At 38.5% G+C, this 19,105-nt stretch carries 19 protein-coding genes and 1 other annotated feature (1 of these 20 running past the window's edge); all 19 genes read left to right on the top strand.

What is annotated here, in order from left to right; genetic code table 11:
- Positions 1–5 precede the first annotated feature (5 nt).
- On the top strand, positions 6–1,052 hold the full coding sequence (locus LT143_RS05455) for a type IV pilus twitching motility protein PilT (RefSeq protein ID WP_246940875.1): 1,047 nt from the start codon (positions 6–8) through the stop codon (positions 1,050–1,052).
- Positions 1,045–2,253: a type II secretion system F family protein gene (locus LT143_RS05450; protein ID WP_246940871.1), complete on the top strand. Its 1,209-nt coding sequence runs from the start codon at positions 1,045–1,047 to the stop codon at positions 2,251–2,253. The genes LT143_RS05455 and LT143_RS05450 overlap by 8 nt, the downstream gene beginning before the upstream one ends.
- A gap of 111 nt (positions 2,254–2,364) precedes the next feature.
- Complete coding sequence (locus LT143_RS05445) at positions 2,365–2,772, top strand: prepilin-type N-terminal cleavage/methylation domain-containing protein (RefSeq protein WP_246940868.1); 408 nt, start codon at positions 2,365–2,367, stop codon at positions 2,770–2,772.
- Between the two features lie 67 nt (positions 2,773–2,839).
- A complete protein-coding gene (locus LT143_RS05440; RefSeq protein WP_246940865.1) occupies positions 2,840–3,607 on the top strand; it encodes a prepilin peptidase in 768 nt (255 codons plus the stop codon).
- Between the two features lie 16 nt (positions 3,608–3,623).
- Positions 3,624–4,595 (top strand): type IV pilus biogenesis protein PilM, encoded by a 972-nt coding sequence (gene pilM, locus LT143_RS05435; protein WP_246940862.1) that lies wholly within the window; start codon positions 3,624–3,626, stop codon positions 4,593–4,595.
- A 4-nt stretch (positions 4,596–4,599) separates the two neighbouring features.
- Positions 4,600–5,211, top strand: coding sequence for a PilN domain-containing protein (locus LT143_RS05430; protein ID WP_246940859.1), 612 nt, complete (start codon positions 4,600–4,602; stop codon positions 5,209–5,211).
- Positions 5,211–6,215 (top strand): LysM peptidoglycan-binding domain-containing protein, encoded by a 1,005-nt coding sequence (locus LT143_RS05425; protein WP_246940856.1) that lies wholly within the window; start codon positions 5,211–5,213, stop codon positions 6,213–6,215. The genes LT143_RS05430 and LT143_RS05425 overlap by 1 nt, the downstream gene beginning before the upstream one ends.
- Positions 6,216–6,341: 126 nt before the next feature.
- Complete coding sequence (locus LT143_RS05420; protein WP_246940853.1) at positions 6,342–7,418, top strand: hypothetical protein; 1,077 nt, start codon at positions 6,342–6,344, stop codon at positions 7,416–7,418.
- A 216-nt stretch (positions 7,419–7,634) separates the two neighbouring features.
- Positions 7,635–8,201: a Maf family protein gene (locus LT143_RS05415; RefSeq protein ID WP_246940850.1), complete on the top strand. Its 567-nt coding sequence runs from the start codon at positions 7,635–7,637 to the stop codon at positions 8,199–8,201.
- A 39-nt stretch (positions 8,202–8,240) separates the two neighbouring features.
- Positions 8,241–8,912 carry a RadC family protein gene (gene radC / locus LT143_RS05410; protein ID WP_246941519.1) on the top strand — a complete coding sequence of 224 codons (672 nt, stop codon included), beginning with the start codon at positions 8,241–8,243 and terminating at the stop codon, positions 8,910–8,912.
- 174 nt (positions 8,913–9,086) lie between these two features.
- Positions 9,087–10,112: a rod shape-determining protein gene (locus tag LT143_RS05405; RefSeq protein WP_246940847.1), complete on the top strand. Its 1,026-nt coding sequence runs from the start codon at positions 9,087–9,089 to the stop codon at positions 10,110–10,112.
- 148 nt (positions 10,113–10,260) lie between these two features.
- On the top strand, positions 10,261–11,145 hold the full coding sequence (gene mreC, locus LT143_RS05400) for a rod shape-determining protein MreC (protein ID WP_246940844.1): 885 nt from the start codon (positions 10,261–10,263) through the stop codon (positions 11,143–11,145).
- Complete coding sequence (gene mreD / locus LT143_RS05395) at positions 11,142–11,660, top strand: rod shape-determining protein MreD (protein WP_246940841.1); 519 nt, start codon at positions 11,142–11,144, stop codon at positions 11,658–11,660. Before mreC ends, mreD begins: the two co-directional genes overlap by 4 nt.
- Positions 11,661–11,912: 252 nt before the next feature.
- Positions 11,913–12,593, top strand: coding sequence for a septum site-determining protein MinC (gene minC / locus LT143_RS05390; RefSeq protein ID WP_272495694.1), 681 nt, complete (start codon positions 11,913–11,915; stop codon positions 12,591–12,593).
- Position 12,594: 1 nt separating this feature from the next.
- A complete protein-coding gene (gene minD, locus LT143_RS05385) occupies positions 12,595–13,389 on the top strand; it encodes a septum site-determining protein MinD (RefSeq protein WP_246940836.1) in 795 nt (264 codons plus the stop codon).
- 227 nt (positions 13,390–13,616) lie between these two features.
- Positions 13,617–15,728, top strand: a complete 2,112-nt coding sequence (locus tag LT143_RS05380) for a metallophosphoesterase family protein (RefSeq protein ID WP_246940833.1) — start codon at positions 13,617–13,619, stop codon at positions 15,726–15,728.
- A gap of 86 nt (positions 15,729–15,814) precedes the next feature.
- Complete coding sequence (locus LT143_RS05375; RefSeq protein WP_246940830.1) at positions 15,815–16,609, top strand: M23 family metallopeptidase; 795 nt, start codon at positions 15,815–15,817, stop codon at positions 16,607–16,609.
- Complete coding sequence (locus tag LT143_RS05370) at positions 16,602–17,471, top strand: M50 family metallopeptidase (protein WP_246940825.1); 870 nt, start codon at positions 16,602–16,604, stop codon at positions 17,469–17,471. Before LT143_RS05375 ends, LT143_RS05370 begins: the two co-directional genes overlap by 8 nt.
- A 91-nt stretch (positions 17,472–17,562) precedes the next feature.
- Complete coding sequence (locus LT143_RS05365; protein ID WP_246940824.1) at positions 17,563–19,038, top strand: Rne/Rng family ribonuclease; 1,476 nt, start codon at positions 17,563–17,565, stop codon at positions 19,036–19,038.
- A gap of 45 nt (positions 19,039–19,083) precedes the next feature.
- Positions 19,084–19,105 (top strand) — a sequence feature (ribosomal protein L21 leader region); it runs 58 nt beyond the window's last position.

Below are 19,105 nucleotides of genomic sequence, written 5' to 3'. Positions count from 1 at the left end.
GATATATGAAAGATCGGATTGAACATATTTTACGCGCAGCTTTTGAGTTGAGAGCATCAGATATCCATCTAACGGTTGGAATACAGCCGATTATGAGGATAAACGGGGAATTAAAAAGATACGGAAAAGAGACACTGAAGCCTGAAGATACAGAAGGTATGGCGAAGGAAATTATCCCTAGTGATACGTGGAATTCTTTCTTAGAAAGAGGAGAACTAGATTTCTCTTACGGTATTCCAGGTATCTCTAGATTTCGTATTAACGCCTATCGACAACGATCATGTGTAGCAATGGCGGTTAGGATTGTACCGACAAATGTCCCATCTTTAGACGAGCTTGGGTTACCAGATATTTTAAAGAAGGTAGTAGCCAAGCCACAGGGATTAGTATTAGTAACGGGACCAACAGGAAGCGGGAAGTCAACGACTCTTGCTGCCATGATTCAATACTTAAACCAAACCTACAGAAAGCATATTATTACACTTGAAGATCCGATTGAATATTTACACAAGCATGGAAACTGTATTATTGATCAGCGTGAAATAGGCTTTGATACAAAGAACTTTGCAAATGGATTAAGGGCTTCACTGAGACAGGATCCAGATGTCATTTTAGTCGGTGAGATGCGGGATTTAGAGACCATTCATACAGCGATAACGGCCGCTGAAACAGGTCATCTTGTGCTTGGTACACTCCATACGTCTAGTGCACCTTCTACGATTGATCGAATCATTGATGTCTTTCCAGCTAATCAGCAACCACAAATTAGAATCCAGTTAGCCTCTGTGTTAGTGTCCATTATTTCACAGCGTCTTTTTCCGAAAAAGGATGGAACTGGGAGAGTGGGTGCCACTGAAATTTTGATAAACAATTCAGCGGTGGCAAACTTAATTCGTAACGAAAAGATCCATCAAATTAAGAGTGTCATGCAAACAAGTCGAGCAGCAGGAATGCACACCATTGAGATGAGTATTAAAGAGTACTTACAAGAGGGGTTAATCGCAAGAGAAATAGCAGAACAATATCTACAGGAGTATGATATAGATGCCTAGATATAAATACCAAGGACGCTCATCCTCCGGTAAAGTAGAAGGAGTCGTTTCAAGTCCTTCTAAGCGTGAGGCAATGATAAAGCTTCGTGAACAAGGTTTTCGTATATTTGAAATACAGGAAGTAAAAGAAAACTTCCTTACAAAAGAATTAACCTTCGGAAACCCTGTTAAGCTCGAACATTTTGTTATCTACTTACGACAGTTTGCTACTCTTTTAAAGGCTGGAATTTCCGTTGTTGATGCTACGAAAATATTAGCTCAGCAAACAGCAAGTAAAGCTCTAAAGAGAATTCTTCTTAATGTAGAAGAAGACCTGCAATCGGGACTTGCTCTATCCCAAGCAGCAAACAAGTATAAAAAGGTGTTCACACCCATGTTTATTAATATGGTCCGAGCTGGAGAAGCAAGTGGTACCCTTGATGAAACGCTAGAAAGACTGGCAGATCATTACGAGAAGCAGCATTACACAAAGCAAAAAATTATATCTGCGCTTGCGTATCCGTTGGTTGTAGCTGTTATTGCGCTTGCGGTGGTTATATTTTTACTTGTACAAGTCGTACCAACATTCGTGAGTATGTTTGAAGGATTTAATGCAGAGTTACCGTTAATTACGCAGTTTGTCTTAGGTGCTAGTGAGTTCATGCAACGTTTTTGGTGGTTGGTCGTGTTAGTCATCTTCCTAATGTACGGTCTAGTAATGCTGTTACGACAGGAAAAGAGTACAAAGTACTATCTAGATTATATTCAGCTTAAAATCCCGATTTTTGGACCTATGTTCCAAAAGGCAGCCATTGCCAGAATGACGAGAACGTTGAGTTCACTCTTTTCAAGCTCCGTTCCAATACTGCAGGCCATGTCCATTGTAGAAAATGTCGTTGAAAATGAAGTGATGGCAAAGGTCATTAGTGAATCTAGAAACTCGCTTGAGAGAGGGGTTTCTTTAACAGAGCCGATGAAAAAACACTGGGCTTTCCCACCACTTGTTACACAGATGATTGCAATTGGTGAAGAAACGGGATCACTCGATGCGATGTTAGGAAAAGTAGCAGACTTCTATGAAAAAGAAGTAGAAAGTACTACAGACCGTCTAAAATCATTAATTGAACCTATCATGATTGTTCTTTTATCTGGAATTGTAGGAACCATCGTAACAGCCATTATTGTGCCGATGTTTGACATATTTAATAAAATAAACTACTAATTCCACAAAATATTAGTTTTTTCTACAATTTCATTGTTGTATAATGAGGTCAATAGACCTAGTTTTCTATAAAAATTAAAAACTATTAAAGTTAAAAAGGGAGAGAGCGCGATGTTACGTAACCTACGTAAAATGTGGAAAAACCAAAAAGGTTTAACACTCATTGAATTACTTGCTGTTGTTGTTATTTTAGGAATTATTGCTGCGATTGCTGTGCCGGCTATTGGGAAGATTATTGACAATACTAAGAAAGATGCTGTAATAGCAGAAGCTATCCAAATTATTAATGGTGCTAAGATTGCATATGCTGCAGATCCTTCTAAAGCTCCATATGACCAAACTGAACTTGAAGCTTATGTAGATAATGCAGAAGATGATTCATTTACAGTTAATGTAAATGACGGAGTATTTTCAATTCAAGGACATGATGTTGCTCCTTTACTTAAATATAGTGACACGGACAATATAACAGAAGATGCATTAATTAATAAGACTGAAAAAGTAGTGACACAACAATAAAATTAATAATGATCTCAACAAATTAGCCCCCTAAAAGGGGGCTTTCCCATAACCCAGGAGGTACCCCATGACACTATTCCTCTACACCTACATCTTCATCATCGGACTCGTCCTTGGTTCCTTCTACAACGTAGTCGGCCTTAGAGTGCCACTCAATCAGTCGATTGTGACACCAAGATCTGCCTGTCCGAAATGCCATCAAACGTTAACTCCCCTACAACTAATCCCCGTGATCTCCTATTTAGCTCAACGAGGTGCTTGTCGTTCCTGTGGTGTGAAAATATCACCGTTATACCCTGTTATGGAGCTTACAACAGGGATTTTGTTTGTTCTTGCCCCACTCCTTCTTGGTTGGAGTGTTGAACTTTTTATTGCGTGGGCCTTTATTTCTCTATTAATGATTGTGTTTGTATCCGATATAAAGTATATGATTATCCCAGACAAGGTTTTACTAGTGTTCGCAGTGATTCTTTTACTCGCACGAACTATTCTATCACCATTAACACCTTGGTGGGATTCATTACTAGGCGGAGCAGTTGGAATTCTACTACTCATGATAATTATCCTTGCTAGTAAAGGTGGCATGGGTGGTGGCGATATGAAGTTATTCGGTGTTATCGGACTTGTTCTAGGTTGGAAGCTCGTGCTCGTTGCTTTCTTTTTATCTACTCTCATTGGGACGTTCATCGCTTCAATCGGACTAGCCCTTGGTAAAGTAAAGCGAAAAGAACCGTTCCCGTTTGGTCCGTCGATTGTGCTCGGAGCGCTAATTACTTACTTTTTCGGTGAAACCTTAATAACCTGGTATATTACTTTTATTGTAAATGGATTTTAGTTAGGAGGTCTTATCAATGGTCTTTTCCATTATGCCTAGAGGACATAAGCCCATCAATATTATTATTAAAGATCATGTCATTCGCTTTGTTGAGCTAAAAACGGTTTCACCGATCTCTGTGTTAAAGAAAGGTGAACGTTATTTACCGGATGGCTTAATTAAAGAAGGTAGAATCATAGACCAAGAGACCCTTCTCATGATATTAGAAGAGTGTATTCAAGATTGGGGTATTAAGAAACGCAAAATTCGTTTCGTTGTTCCTGATTCATTTGTTGTTATTCGGAAAGTAGATGTTCCGACGGACCTTGCGGATGAAGAAATACACGGATACTTACAATTTGAGTTAGGCTCCAGCATTCATCTTCCGTTCGAAGATCCTATACTTGACTTTGAAGTAGTGGAAGTAAGCGAGGAGAAAAAATCGGTTCTTTTATTTGCCTCTCCAGAAGAAGTCATTCAAGAATATGTAGAGATGTTTCAAGAGCTTAGACTTAAAGCAATCGCCGCTGATATCTCACCACTCAGCTTATATCGTCTTTATTATATAATGGACCAGGCAGCGACAGATGAACGTTTATTACTCGTTCAGTATGATCAGAAATCTGTTAACTTCAGTATTTTTGAAGAATATAAACCTATCTTTATGAGACATCTTGTCCTTGATAATCCTTCAAAATTATGGAGGGTAGAAGAAGGCAAATATACGTACTTAGGGGACCCTGTTGAGTTAAAAAGTCAAATGAATGATACGTATAAGGAAATCGAGAGGATTTTAAGCTTCTATCGATTCTCGTTAAATCAGGGGCGAAAGCAAGTAACGAAAATTGTGGTAACGGGAGACCATCCCAAAATTAGAGAGATCACAGGAGACCTTCAGGAGAGAGTGGAAGTACCCATCGCTCCTTTAGTAATGTCGAGAGCTCTGCGTGAACATGATCTTACAGATGGGTTTCAGCTGGCTGTAGGCCTAGCATTAAAAGAGGTGTAGCACCATGTTAATAGATATTAATCTACTACCTAAAAAAGAGTTGAAAAATTTTGCTAGTGTCGTGTTAATCATTGTGCCGATTCTTTTACTTTTCGTGCTTATTGGTCTCTTTTTTGTACAAAAAAATGAGGCACAACAACAAATAGAAGCTTTACAAGATTCCGTACACAAACAGCAGCAGTTAAAAATTACCTATGAACAAAAGCTAGCAAGCTTTGAAATTTCTGAGTCGGTTGACCAATTGGAGCAAACGATTGAGTGGATGGATGCAACTTCAGTTAAATCAGTTCCGATATTGGAGCATCTAACAGCGTTGTTACCACAAAGAGGATATATTTCAACTTATAGCTACAGTGACCAAGACCGTATGCAGTTAACCATCCAGTTTGATACATCTATTGAATCTGCGTATTACTTAAAAGAACTGAAGGATTCTGACTATTTTAGTGAGGCAAAAATTATTAGTTTGTTAACCAACCCTTACCTAGAAAATACTGATCAAATAGTCATTAAAGAAAACGTAACAAATGAAACTTATATTCCAAGATACGTGGCAGTTTATGACCTTTCTTTAAATATTCCTAGTATTCTAGAGTTGCAAAGGGAGGGAGAATAATGATACTCCGTTTTACACCAAAGCAAATTAAAGTTCTGATGTTTGCTGTAATCGTGATTGCACTTATTTATACAGGTATTTATCTTTTATTCTCATCAAAATGGGATAGCGAGCAGGCCGTTCTCTCCTCATCATTACAGGTAGAAGAACAGCAAGTACAACAATTACAAAAAAAGATTGAAGCTGTTGAGGAACAAACTCTTAGTAGCACAATTCTTTTACAGGAAAAGTTGCCTGTCGATCCGTTAGTTGAACAGCTCATTCTTGATTTGGAGAAAGCTGAAACAATATCTGATAGCTTTATCTCTAGTATGAGTTTCTCAGATGGTACCTTCTCCGTAGAAAATACGTTAGAGCAATATCAACAATTCCTAGAGAAGGATCAGGCGCGTTCTGAAAGATCGGAATCATTGACAGAAGATAAGGAAGAAAGCCAGGAAGAATCGACAACGGAGCAATCAGAGCAAACTAAAGAGGAGACTGCTCTAACTACTTTAGGGCTAGAACAAGTAGAAGTAACCTTAAATGTAGAATCACCGACTTTTTTTGAAATGAAGGAGTTCCTCAAGCAGATTGAGTTATTACCTCGTATTGTTAGGGTGAAAGCCTTAACATTTGCAGGTATACCGGAGCTAACTTCTGAGGATCAGACCATTAATACATTAAAGTATACCGTAGTTATCTCCACTTACTATTTTCCAGGATTGGAAGATTTGAAGGATGAGTTACCACCATTAGAGACACCAGAACCAAGTAAAAAGAAGAACCCTTTTCTCCCATCAACTGAAGAAGAACAAGAAGTCGAGGAAAGTGAGTCAAGTAATACCTCTAGTAATAGTAGCACGAATGTAATTGAGCATACTGTTCAAGCCGGTGAAACATTGTATCTGATTTCACAGAAATATTACCAAGATCGAAGTGGCGAAAAAAAGATTAGAGATTACAATGATTTATCTAGTAATTATTTAGTAGTAGGACAAGTCTTAAAGATTCCACTAGACTAGTTTTGCAAATATTGACGAAAACCTTCTATAACAAGACGACAAATGTCTTGTTATTTTTTTTTTCTAATATGGTACAGTTGGAAAAAGTATTCTCACGATTTTCCGACACATTAGGAGGTGTGTAACATGGACAAGCCTAGAGTGACCATTAAAATTAATGGGAAAGAACGGTCGTTTTATGAGGCGACAGCGGAAGAGGTAAAGGTAACGAAACCAAAGGAATTTCCCAAGCCTGAACAACATGAGGACCGGGAACCTCCTGAATTCGTTTATGCTTCTGAACTAGCAGAAGATGAAATAGCTGCAGCAAATGAGGAAAGAGAGTTTGAATGGATTCTACCTGAGCATCAAGAAAAGAAAGAGTTTCAATACGACAAACTTGTTCCTATTGAAAATAAACGGAAAAAGCCGATTATTGGAGCTCTTTCCATTCCAGGAAAGAAAAAAAGCAATCATCCTAAATATCCTTATAAAGCGCTAATCCTCTCTATTTTATCAGCGTTAGTCATCGGGACAAGCTTTGGTATGGTGGTGCTTCATCTATTTACGGAAGATGGGGCACAACAAGCAATTGGTACAGTTCAGCCAGGTGAGACGAAAGAAGGTGAGGAAACGGATGGAACACCTGCAAACGCTCCTGCCGCTTCTGCACCTATTACGATACCAGCCATAGATGTATTTGTTGTACAAGGTGGAGTTCTCTCATCAGCAGAAGCAGCTACGCCTGTTATTGAGGATTTAAAGGGAAAAGGCTTTGCAGGTACTGTTATTCAGCAGGATGGTAAATACTTGCTTTTTTTAGGGGTAGGAATATCCGATTTAGCGGGGAAATCAATGAGTACCCCTTATGAAGCAATAGGACAGGACACCTATGTGAAGTCCTTCACCTTCCCAGAAGTGAGTAAAGAAGGTGACCCTGCTATACAGGAAGCAGGGAAATTGCTACATCAGTTAGTCGTCTTTACCTCTAATAAATATACAAACATACCTGAGACTGAAGCTTGGGCAAACATCAAGATTACATATGATCAACTGGCCTCTGTAGAATCAGAATCAAACTTTGTAAAAGCGGTAAAAGTGGCATTTCCAATCGTTGAAGCTTACCAACAATCATCGGCTGATGCAGATTTTTGGAAATCACAGCAAGCTCTGTTAACAGGGTTACAGGAATACCAAAATTGGATTTTGAGCCAAAAGAATTAACAGAATTTGTCGAAATACGGACATATTCAAGATGGGAAAAGCGTATATTATGACGTTTTTCCCTTTTTTTATGTCTTTTTATCATAAAATAGGGTAGTCTTGAAAAGACTAAAATGTGGTAAAAATCGATTTTTGATAAATTGTAAGATTGAAGAAGGAATGTTACGATATGCTCGTATCTTCCTTCATAACTAAACAGTAAAGTAAGGTGATGACATGCAACACCTCGTTTTAGCCTCTTCATCTCCAAGAAGAAAAGAACTACTGACAAACCTCGGCATTACATTCGATGTTCTTTCAAGCTCTATTGAAGAAACAATAGATCCATCTGTCACACCGGAAGAAACCGTTCTTTCGTTGGCAGAGCAAAAAGCCATGGACGTGGCAAAACAGTATCCGTCTTCCTATGTGGTAGGGGCAGATACAATCGTTGTGTATGACTCACAGATATTGGGTAAACCCAAAGATGAGCAGGATGCTAAACATATGTTGCGAATGCTTTCAGGAAACACTCATTATGTGTTAACGGGAGTGTCTATCGTAGTAAACGGACAACCTAGCTCTTTTTACGTTAGGACTGATGTCACCTTCTGGCCGATTTCTGAGGATGAAATAAGTCAATATATTGAAAGTAGAGAGCCGTTTGATAAAGCAGGCTCTTACGGAATCCAAGGCTTAGGTTCACTTTTTGTGAAAGAGATAAAAGGGGATTATTTTTCAGTCGTTGGGCTACCCATTTCTAGATTAAAACGGGAATTAGCGAAAATAGGATTTACAGTATAAAAGGAGGGAATTGGTTACTTGGTTCAAAGCTCTTCATTGATGATTCGCGATTTTCCACAAAACGAACGACCACGTGAAAGACTAGTGCAGGACGGGGCAACAAGCCTTTCTAATCAAGAGCTGTTAGCGATCTTGCTAAGAACAGGTTCAAAAGAGTCATCGGTTATACAACTTGCAAACCGATTGTTAACTCAGTTTGAAGGGTTACGATTACTAAAAGATGCTACTATTGAAGAACTTACTTCTATTAAAGGAATAGGCGAGACAAAAGCGATTCAAATTATGGCTGCACTAGAACTTGGTCGAAGAGTCGGTAGGCTGCAGTATGATGATCGTTATGTCATAAGAACCCCAGAGGATGGGGCGAATTATATGATGGAAGAAATGCGCTTTTTGTCTCAAGAGCATTTTGTGTGTCTATACTTAAATACGAAGAATCAAGTTCTTCACCGTCAGACTATTTTTATTGGTAGTCTAAATGCATCGATTGTTCATCCGCGCGAAGTGTTTAAAGAAGCGTTTAAGCGCTCGGCAGCTTCTATTATCTGTTTGCATAACCATCCTAGTGGTGATCCCTCACCAAGTAAAGAGGATATAGAAGTGACCAAACGGTTATCGGAATGTGGAAAAATTATTGGTATTGAACTGCTAGATCACTTAATTATTGGTGATCAAAAGTATGTCAGTTTAAAAGAAAAAGGATATGTGTAAGTACTATGCTTTTTAGGACACTTCCTATATAATACTAGTTATGAGTTTTTTCGTGAACAGATAGTATCATACATAGGAAGTAAACATACCTATAGTTATAGAACATACACTTTAAAGAAGAGCATGTCAGGTGCCATCATCACATTATAATGGTTAGGAAAGGAAGATACATACATGCTTGGTACTCGAGATCTTGGTATTGACTTAGGAACGGCTAATACCCTCGTATATGTAAAAGGAAAAGGGGTTGTTGTACGCGAGCCCTCTGTAGTCGCGGTACAGACAAACTCTAAACAAATTGTTGCAGTTGGTAATGATGCGAAAAACATGATTGGTCGTACACCAGGAAATGTCATTGCAACTCGTCCGATGAAGGATGGAGTTATTGCTGATTATGAAACAACGACCACCATGATTAAATATTATATTAGACAAGCTCTAAAAAATAAGAGCCTTTTTTCAGGTAAGCCATATGTGATGGTATGTGTACCATCTGGTATTACAGAAGTTGAGGAAAGAGCAGTTATTGAATCAGCGAAACAGGCTGGTGCTAGAGATGCGTTTACGATTGAAGAGCCATTTGCTGCAGCAATTGGAGCAAATCTTCCTGTTTGGGAGCCTACTGGTAGTATGGTTGTTGATATTGGTGGAGGAACAACTGAGGTTGCGATTATCTCACTAGGTGGTATTGTTACAAGCCAATCCATTCGAATTGCTGGAGATGAGATGGATGAGGCCATCATGCAATATATCAAAAAGAACTATAACCTCATGATTGGTGAGAGAACAGCTGAAATGTTAAAGGTAGAAGCGGGATCTGCCGGAATACCAGAGGGAATTGAAGATATGGAGATCCGTGGTCGTGACCTTCTTACAGGATTACCGAAAACAATTGCCATTTCTGCAAATGAAGTAGCAGAAGCTTTAAAGGATACGGTAACGGCTATTGTTGAGGCGGTAAAGGTAACACTAGAAAAGACACCGCCAGAATTAGCAGCAGACATCATGGACCGTGGAATTGTTTTAACAGGTGGAGGCGCATTACTTCGAAACCTTGATAAAGTAATTAGTGAAGAAACAAGTATGCCTGTACTAGTAGCAGAGAATCCTTTAGATTGTGTAGCAATTGGGACTGGAAAATCACTTGATAATATTGATATATTTAAAAATAAGGCAAAATATAGCAATCGAAAGTATTAGCAGAGTGACCTAAGATCTTTCTTAGGTCTCTTGTAGTGTCAGAAGGTGTTGGTAAACAAGCTCAAGCACCTAAAACATTTGCTAGTCGAGGCTAACCGGGGCGCTTGCGCCTTTTGTTTTTAATTCGGGGATAAAGAGGGTGTTAATCATGCCACAGTTCTTTCTAAATAAACGACTTATCATTTTGCTGGTTAGTATTATTATTTTAGTGGCATTGATTGGTTTTTCTATAAATGACCGGGAGAAGTTAACCTTACCAGAACAGTTTTTAAGAGATTCCATGGGCTGGGTTGCCGGAATTTTTCATTATCCAGCTAACGGCTTGAAAGATTTCTTCCAAGATGTAAATGAACTAAAAGATACATATAAAGAAAATGAAGAATTAAAAGCTAAGCTGGAAGAGTACGTAGAGCTATCTGTGAAAGTTTCCACGCTAGAGGCAGAAAATAAAGAGCTTCGTAATTTGCTTGGCAAAACCGAGAGTATCCGAGACTATACACCCATACAGGCAACTGTCATTGCTAGAAACCCTGATCGTTGGCATGAAATTTTGACTTTAAATAGAGGAAGTAACCACGGAATTGAAGCAAATATGGCGGTCATTACGTCAGAGGGATTAATAGGGAAGATACAGGATGTTTCACCCTTTACATCTACTGTACAGTTATTAAGTGCGCCTGCTCGAACAAATCGAATTTCTGCGATTATTCAAGGAAAGGACAGAGAGAAAACGTTAGGCGTTATTGAAGGTTATGATAACGTAAGAGAAGCTCTGTTATTCAAAAGGATTCCATATGACGCAGATGTTCAAGAGGGAGATATCGTTATTTCATCTGGTTTGGGAGGAGTGTTTCCTCAAGAATTGGTTATTGGTACTGTACTTGAGGTATTTCCAGCTGATGATGGACTGACGAAAACGGCATATGTCGAACCAGCAGCAAACCTCTATGATATCAATCATGTGATCGTCGTAGATCGAACGATGGTTAGTGATGCCGACACAACTGGGGAGGAAGAGGTGGAAGAGAATTGAGAAAGTGGCTTCTCCCAACTCTAGCTCTTCTTTGCTTTTTCTTAGAAAGTGTTTTTGTTCAAGTACTACCCTCTGAGATGTTTAATATGGAACGCGTGATGGTTCCAAGGTTTGTCATGATAGTCATTGTAATAGTAACAATGTTCACTACAACCACTAAGGGGATGACCTACGGATTTATTCTTGGCCTATTATATGATTTGATGTACACCGATTTAATAGGTGTTTATCTTTTTGCTTATACGTTTTTGGCCTATGGTGTATCAGTCATCATGAAGCTTTTCCATATTAATATTTTTACGGTTACGTTAGTGAGCTTGCTTAGTATAAGTGTATTAGATTTTTTCGTTTATGGCATTATGCTGTTAATTAAAACGACAACGATAACGCTAGAGGACTTTCTCATGATTCGCTTACTCCCTACGTTAATCTTAAATTTTGCTTTTGTTATTTTATTATTTGTCCCTCTCCGAAAACAATTTTTTAAAATTATTGATACAAATAAGGACGAGTAATGTAAAATAAAACTTGGCGGGTAGCCAAGTTTTTTTATACGTAGGAAATGATAAAGGCTGTTTTCGTATATCATTTGGAATAGTAAGTAGATAGAGATGGCTAAAAGCTCTGTCTTTATAGACTCAGCTTTATTCTATATTTTTGGCTGTGTTAAGGAATGAATTTGAGATAGACAGCTAAAGATTTTGTGATGGGAAAAAGGGAAATACAGTCCGCCTGTCGAATTTTATTGTATGAGGTGAGCGTAAGTGATGGGGACTAAGCAACAATATGTAACAATCAAAGGAACAAAGGATGGCCTAACGTTACATCTCGATGATCGCTGCTCGTTTCAGGAGCTATTATCAGAAATTGAGGAAAAGCTGTCAGCAAATCAACAAACACAACCAGACAGACCTCATATTGTCGTTCATGTAAAGGTTGGGACTCGATACATATCAAAAGAACAAGAAGAAGTACTAGGTTCTCTCATTGGAAAAAAGAAGAATCTAGTCATTGGTTCTATAGATAGTGAAGTGGTCACTGTAGCTGAAGCGCTAGAATGGAAAAAGCAAACAGAAGTAAGCACAGTGTGTAAAATGATCCGATCCGGTCAAGTGTTAGAAGTTCCGGGTGATTTATTATTAGTAGGTGATGTCAACCCTGGCGGAACTGTCATTGCAGGTGGTAATATTTTTATCATGGGGGCGTTACGTGGACAAGCCCATGCGGGAACCGGTGGAAATGAGGAAGCAGTCGTTGTTGCTTCCGTGATGAAGCCAACACTGCTCAAAATTGCAAGCATTATCAATAGAGCACCAGATCGTTCACAAGAAGAACGAAATGAAATGGAATGTGCCTATATAAATAAAGATGAACAAATCGTGATCGACCGTTTACAAGTTTTATCACAACTTAGACCGAATTTGACGAGATTAGAAAGGGGAATGTAATGTGGGAGAGGCTATTGTTATTACATCTGGTAAGGGTGGAGTAGGAAAGACAACTACTTCAGCAAATATCGGCACGGCGCTAGCTTTATCAGGAAAACGTGTATGTTTAGTGGACACTGATATTGGATTGCGTAATTTAGATGTTGTGATGGGGCTTGAGAATCGGATCATCTATGATCTTGTTGACGTAGTGAATGAGAGATGTAAAGTTCATCAGGCGTTAATTAAAGATAAGCGTTTTGAATGCTTATACTTACTTCCAGCTGCTCAAACAGTTGATAAATCGGCTGTAAAACCTGAGCAAATGAAAAAGCTTATTACTGAATTAAAACAAGACTATGATTATATTATTATTGATTGTCCTGCTGGAATCGAGCAAGGCTATAAAAATGCAGTAGCAGGTGCAGATAAGGCAATCGTCGTTACAACACCAGAGGTTTCTTCTGTACGTGATGCAGACCGCATTATCGGTTTACTTGAGAAGGAAGACCTTGAATCACCAAAGCTAATTGTCAACCGTATAAGAAACCATATGGTGAAAAGCGGAGAAATGTTAGATGTAGATGAGATTGTGTCAGTGCTTGCTATAGATTTAATCGGTATTGTAGCAGATGATGATAGTGTTATTAAAGCATCTAACAGTGGTGAACCAATCGCGCTTGATCCAACAAGCAAAGCATCAATAGCCTACCGCAATATTGCAAGACGAATCCTTGGTGAGTCGGTACCACTTCAGCTATTAGATGAAGAAAAGGGCGTATTTACAAAGGTGAAAAAGTTCTTCGGAATAAGATAAATAGACGTAAGACTGCATGGACATGAGTGCCGGCAGTCTTTTTTTGTTGTTAGGAGGGTTTACAGAGTAGGTGTGATGCGGGATATGCGTGAGTTTCGGAAAATATGCGTCGATTTCAACATTTATGCACCGACACCCGCAAGTGCAACTACCTCAACCTCCTCAACTAACTCACAGTCCACCCCGTTTATGAATATGCTATAGCAAACAAATTCGGTGGTGGTTAGATGAAACTTCCTAAGATCCTCTCAGGACCCATTCTAAGGAGAGTAGACAAATCGAGTGTGACCATTTGGATTGCGACGAGTCGTCGTTTTCAAATGGGGGCTGAACTTTACGAAATTGAACGAAGAAATAAAGAAAATGTATATCACCTCATAAGTGACCGGACCCATACAGAAACGATAAAACTTGGTAAGCGACTTTATATCCACCTCATTACGATTAAGCCAATGAATCAACTTTTTCCAACGAATACATTATTAGGATATAATCTGTTGTTTACTCGGAGGTCTAAGACGGTAGATTTGAATAGTTTTGGTTTGCTAGATTCCGAGAATCCGCATTCAATTGTGTATGGTGATATGAACTATCCAACCTTTCAAATACGCTCAGGGAATAGTGGGAGTTTCTTATACGGTTCCTGTAATAAGCTGCATGGAAAAGGGGAGCATGCTCTAGCAAGTGCCGATCTTCAGTTGGAGGAGACGTTTAATCAACTTCAAGAGCGTCCTCATTCTCTGTTCTTACTGGGGGATCAGATTTATGCAGATGATGTTGCTGATCCAGTCTTTCCACTTATCAGATTACTAAGTAAAAAACTAGTCGGCCCACAAGAATCTCTCTCGTTAGTTGATCAACGACTTGATGAAGAACCATACAATAGTTCTATTAACTACATTCATGGAAGACAGTATGTGATGGAACATTTTTGTCAGTTTACATCCATGCATGCACATAATCATTTAATCAAGTTTGGGGAATATGCTGCTATGTATTTACTATCTTGGGGGCCACAGCTATGGGAATATGCAGTAGAAAATGAACTATTGCTGAGCTTTGAAGATTGTATGGAGAAGGAGCTTTATCATTTTATATTTCCTAAAGAAGAAGGAACCCTTTCAGAGCATCAAAAAGAATACGAGCAGCATAAAGAACGATTTCAGGAGCAATGGACAGATATACAGGAGAATCTGCATGTTTTACCAAGAATTAGACGATTACTTGCCAATACTCCGACTTATATGATGTTTGATGACCATGATATAACAGATGATTGGAATCTATCGCATAATTGGAAGAAAAATGTTTGGAGCTCTGAACTTGGACGTCATGTAGTAGCGAATGGTTTAGGGGCCTACTGGGCATTTCAAGGGTGGGGCAATGAACCTGATTCATATAGTGATCCTTTTCTAAGTACCATAGAAAGGTACTGTCATTCTTATTCTGTTCAATCCAATGAGTACAGAAGATGGATTCATGATCTATGGAACTATGATTCTTGGCACTTTGTTACACCTACAGAGCCAAGGGTATTGTTCATTGATACTCGAACAAAGCGGGAATACACCTATCCCCCAAAGCCTGTAAAAATCGGTGGCATGATGGAAGAGACAGTCAGGGGACCAAATCTAGTAAGTGAAGAAGCATGGAAGAAGCTCTCCCATTCACTACGTAGAAGTGGATGGATAAGCGGTGAGCGTCTTATTATCGCGTCACCCCCTCCGTTATACGGAATTGGGTTAATTGAATCAGCACTTCATTCTTATGCCTTACCATTAAGAGCAATTGGTATTCCGATTCATGAGGTTATAGACTATGAAGCTTGGAAATATAATGGAGAAGGTTTCACTGGATTTATTGATCAGATTCTTCACTGGAATCCTAGTGAGTGTTTCATCTTATCTGGTGATGTTCATTATGCTTCAAATGTGACATCCCACATCAAAACTAGTAATGGACAGAAGGCTCATGTACTTCAGTTTACAAGTAGCCCTATGCATAATTTAAGTTTTACAGGATTATGGGGAAGCCTCGTTAAAGGGGTAATCCGTTTAAATGCATTAAAACGAAAAAACAAAGAAATCCATCGTTATTGTACTGAAGCTTTTCAGCTTAAGAAAGAGGATGAGCCAGGAGATCTATCATCTTATCGTTGGAAAGAGCTAATCCGTTATCATTCAACGGAAAATAAACAGATACTAGATACAGAGAATAATATAGGGTTGATTCAATATACAGAAAAGAGAGTTCAGCATCAATTGTTACACTATAAAAAATTAGAAAAAAGAGTAACTACTTTTCATCCCATTAACTTAAACCTACAATCAAAAAAATGATTGTGGGTTTTTCTTGTGTTTTTTCGCATATCTGTAGAGGACAAGTCATAAAATGTACAAACTCTAGCTAAGGGAATGATGTGTTCATGAGCAGAAGTGCGGATGAAATTCGTAAGCGAATAGCAAAGCGAAAAAAGGAGAGACAACCAACTCAAAGTCAATCTCCTCGCAAAGGAAAAGGACAACCAAACTTTTATGTAAGAGATGAGGAACGTTTTGGAGTTGCACCGTTTGATACATATGAAGGTGGAGGTGGTTCTAACCAGCATCCATTATTTCAAAAAGAATGGTTTATGTTTAAGATACTTGGTGCAGCTTGTTTGTTGTTAATTATTGCCATTATGTTTAAGGATGGGTCTTCACGCTTTGATTCCGCCCGTCATTTTGTTAACAAAGCGATGGAAAGTGAGTTTCAATTTGCAGCCGTGACAGAATGGTATGAAGATCAGTTCGGAAGACCATTAGCATTATTACCAACCACAATTGATAAGGAAACGCCTGCTGGGAATGCACCTAATTATGCGCTACCCGTGTTAAGTACAAAAATTCTTGAGAATTTCGAGAAGAACGGCCAAGGAATTATGATTGAAACAACCGGTAATAATTCACAGGCTGAAGCCATTTACGAAGGAACTGTTGAGTACATCGGAACGAAACCTGAGGTTGGTGGGATTACAGTTATCATCCAACACAGTGATGGAACAGAATCTTGGTATGGAAATCTAGAGAAAACAGACGTGCTACTTTATGATTATATTGAAAAAGGCACAAAGATAGGAACTGTTACAAACAATTCTGATGGAGTCAATGGTATGTTTTATTTCGCAATCAAAAAGGGGGATAGTTTTATCGACCCTATTCAGGTGATCAACTTTGAGTAAACATGTTTGGTTATTAGCGCAAAAATGGAAAGTACACCCATTATTCTGGTTTATTATCGGAATTAGTATTATAACCGCCCACTTCAAGGAACTGTTGATGGTTTTTTTGATTGTAATTTGTCATGAAATGGGCCATGCTTCAATGGCTCTTTTTTTTCGTTGGAGAATTAAGAGGATTGAGTTGCTTCCATTTGGTGGAGTGGTAGAACTAGATGAGCATGGCAATCGACCATTAAAGGAAGAACTGCTCGTTATTTTAGCTGGTCCGTTGCAACATGTTTGGTTAACTGGACTTGCTTTTCTTCTGTATGAGCTGGAACTGATTACTTCCCACAATTTTGAGCTATTTATGTATCATAATATCATTATCTTAGTCTTTAACTTACTCCCAATTTGGCCACTTGACGGGGGAAAGCTACTTTTTCTTCTTTACTCAATGAAGTTTTCCTTTGCCAAAGCACACCGTTTAACGATTCTTTCTTCTTGCTCCGTTTTGCTAATTTTAGCTACTGTTGCTTTTATCATAGAGCCTTATCAGCTTAATATGTGGGTCATTTTTATGTTCCTGGTCTTTTCCCTCTATACAGAATGGAAGCAATGCTCCTATGTATACATCAGGTTCTTGCTAGAAAGGTACTATGGAAAGCAGCGAAATATCTTGAAGCTTAAGCCTTTAATTGTAAAAGAAGCAGACTCAATTATTGATGTGCTCTCAATGTTTTGTCGTGGCTATAAACACCCGATTGTCATTGAAGAAAATAATAAAAAACGGTTTGAACTGGATGAAAATGAATTATTGCATGCGTATTTCTCAGAAAAGCAAACGTCAGGCAGTATCCGAGATCTTATTCATGATTATTGACTTTCCCTCTATACAACCAGTAAAGTGAAACTACTTACTTTGCTGGTTGTATTTTTTTATCAACCTTTTAATCAAGAAATGTGGTGATGTAATGAAACGAAAAATAGTGATGAATGTTAACAGCTCTGAAAAGAGGGTTGCCGTATTAGAACATGATCAGCCAGTGGAATTTTATTTTTCGCATCCAGGCCTTGAGGATATTAGTGGAAATATTTATGCGGGTCGCGTGACAAAGGTACTACCAGGGATGCAGGCTGTTTTCGTAGATATTGGATTAGAGCGAAATGGTTTTTTACATAGAGATCAACTTTTAAGCTATCATTTACTCTCGTTATCTTCAGAAGAGAAAAGGAAGAAAAACGTGAGTGAATTTGTCCGTGAAGGCGAATTACTTCTTGTACAGGTCGAAAAAAATAGTGTAGGGAACAAAGGTCCTAAGCTTTCCAATATCATAGAACTATCCGGACAATGTGTTGTCTATCTTCCTAACGGACAGTACATAGCTGTGTCTAAGAAAATGAACGAAGAAATCCGCTTGAGTTTGAAAAAAGAACTTCAATTATATTTAACGGAGAACGAAGGTGTGATCGTTCGAACGGCAGCTGAACAAGTGGAACTTTCTCAAATTAAAGATGAACTTTCTAGACTTAGAATTGAAAGTGAGAAGTTGCAGCAGCAATATAAACAGCTAAAAAAGCCAACGCTATTAAAAAGTAAATCCAATCAATTTGAAAAAGTTATACATGAAGTTGGGATAAACAGCATTGAGAAGATGCTGGTTGATGATTTTAATGTGTATCAGGAGCTAAAAATCATGTATCCGCATCAAGAGGTTGTGTATTACCAAGAGCGAGAGAATATATTTAGCCATCATCAAATTGAGGCAGAGCTTGAGCGATTGCAAAGTAAAATTGTTTGGCTATCGAACGGAGCTTATTTAATTATTGAACATACTGAAGCTTTAACAGTTATTGATGTAAACACAGGGAAATTTACGGGGAAAACAAACTTAAAGGATACTGTTCTAAAAACAAACGAGCAAGCAGCGCTTGAAATTGCGCGGCAAATACGTCTACGTGATATAGGCGGAATGATTTTAATTGATTTTATTGATATGAAATCAGAAGCCGAAAAGAATAAGATTCAGAAAGTCTTCAATCAGGAGTTACAAAAAGATCGAACGAGAACCATCGTGTACGGATTTACAAGACTCGGAATCTTAGAAATGACAAGAAAAAGAGTGAGGGAGAATGTGAACTTCCAGCAATCACAAGATTGTCAAGTATGTGGAAATGGGCATGTTCCTGCAAAGGAAGTTTTGGCGTATAAGCTAGAACGAGAACTGCTTGAATTAAGAGGCAGAGATGAAGAAGGGATATGGGTTGAGGCAACGGAAGATGTAATGACAATTTTCCAACAAAACCAAGGGATTCTTATTGAAGGATTGAAAAATAAACTCCATATGGAGATTGTAATGACCAGTCTAATCGCACCAAAGCCAAGCTATCATATTCGGCATATCGGTTCAATTGCAGACATACAATCCCGTTTGAAAAGGATTGACTAGTCGATTATCTTATGATAACATCGATATGTTATTGTTTGTAGCGCACCCGTGCTACAACCGCACAGAA

This window comes from Bacillus pinisoli, from assembly GCF_023036475.1.
GTDB lineage: Bacteria > Bacillota > Bacilli > Bacillales > SA4 > Bacillus_BS > Bacillus_BS pinisoli.
The sequence above is the reverse complement of the archived record's forward strand: the minus strand, read 5'-3'. Positions and strand labels throughout refer to the sequence as shown.

What these genes read in the sequence shown, in the direction of transcription:
- LT143_RS05455 (WP_246940875.1), top strand. Translation starts at nt 6, where the DNA reads ATGAAAGATCGGATTGAACATATTTTACGCGCAGCTTTTGAGTTGAGA.
- LT143_RS05450 (WP_246940871.1), top strand. Translation starts at nt 1,045, where the DNA reads ATGCCTAGATATAAATACCAAGGACGCTCATCCTCCGGTAAAGTAGAA.
- LT143_RS05445 (WP_246940868.1), top strand. Translation starts at nt 2,365, where the DNA reads ATGTTACGTAACCTACGTAAAATGTGGAAAAACCAAAAAGGTTTAACA.
- LT143_RS05440 (WP_246940865.1), top strand. Translation starts at nt 2,840, where the DNA reads ATGACACTATTCCTCTACACCTACATCTTCATCATCGGACTCGTCCTT.
- pilM (WP_246940862.1), top strand. Translation starts at nt 3,624, where the DNA reads ATGGTCTTTTCCATTATGCCTAGAGGACATAAGCCCATCAATATTATT.
- LT143_RS05430 (WP_246940859.1), top strand. Translation starts at nt 4,600, where the DNA reads ATGTTAATAGATATTAATCTACTACCTAAAAAAGAGTTGAAAAATTTT.
- LT143_RS05425 (WP_246940856.1), top strand. Translation starts at nt 5,211, where the DNA reads ATGATACTCCGTTTTACACCAAAGCAAATTAAAGTTCTGATGTTTGCT.
- LT143_RS05420 (WP_246940853.1), top strand. Translation starts at nt 6,342, where the DNA reads ATGGACAAGCCTAGAGTGACCATTAAAATTAATGGGAAAGAACGGTCG.
- LT143_RS05415 (WP_246940850.1), top strand. Translation starts at nt 7,635, where the DNA reads ATGCAACACCTCGTTTTAGCCTCTTCATCTCCAAGAAGAAAAGAACTA.
- radC (WP_246941519.1), top strand. Translation starts at nt 8,241, where the DNA reads ATGATTCGCGATTTTCCACAAAACGAACGACCACGTGAAAGACTAGTG.
- LT143_RS05405 (WP_246940847.1), top strand. Translation starts at nt 9,087, where the DNA reads ATGCTTGGTACTCGAGATCTTGGTATTGACTTAGGAACGGCTAATACC.
- mreC (WP_246940844.1), top strand. Translation starts at nt 10,261, where the DNA reads ATGCCACAGTTCTTTCTAAATAAACGACTTATCATTTTGCTGGTTAGT.
- minC (WP_272495694.1), top strand. Translation starts at nt 11,913, where the DNA reads ATGGGGACTAAGCAACAATATGTAACAATCAAAGGAACAAAGGATGGC.
- LT143_RS05380 (WP_246940833.1), top strand. Translation starts at nt 13,617, where the DNA reads ATGAAACTTCCTAAGATCCTCTCAGGACCCATTCTAAGGAGAGTAGAC.
- LT143_RS05375 (WP_246940830.1), top strand. Translation starts at nt 15,815, where the DNA reads ATGAGCAGAAGTGCGGATGAAATTCGTAAGCGAATAGCAAAGCGAAAA.
- LT143_RS05365 (WP_246940824.1), top strand. Translation starts at nt 17,563, where the DNA reads ATGAAACGAAAAATAGTGATGAATGTTAACAGCTCTGAAAAGAGGGTT.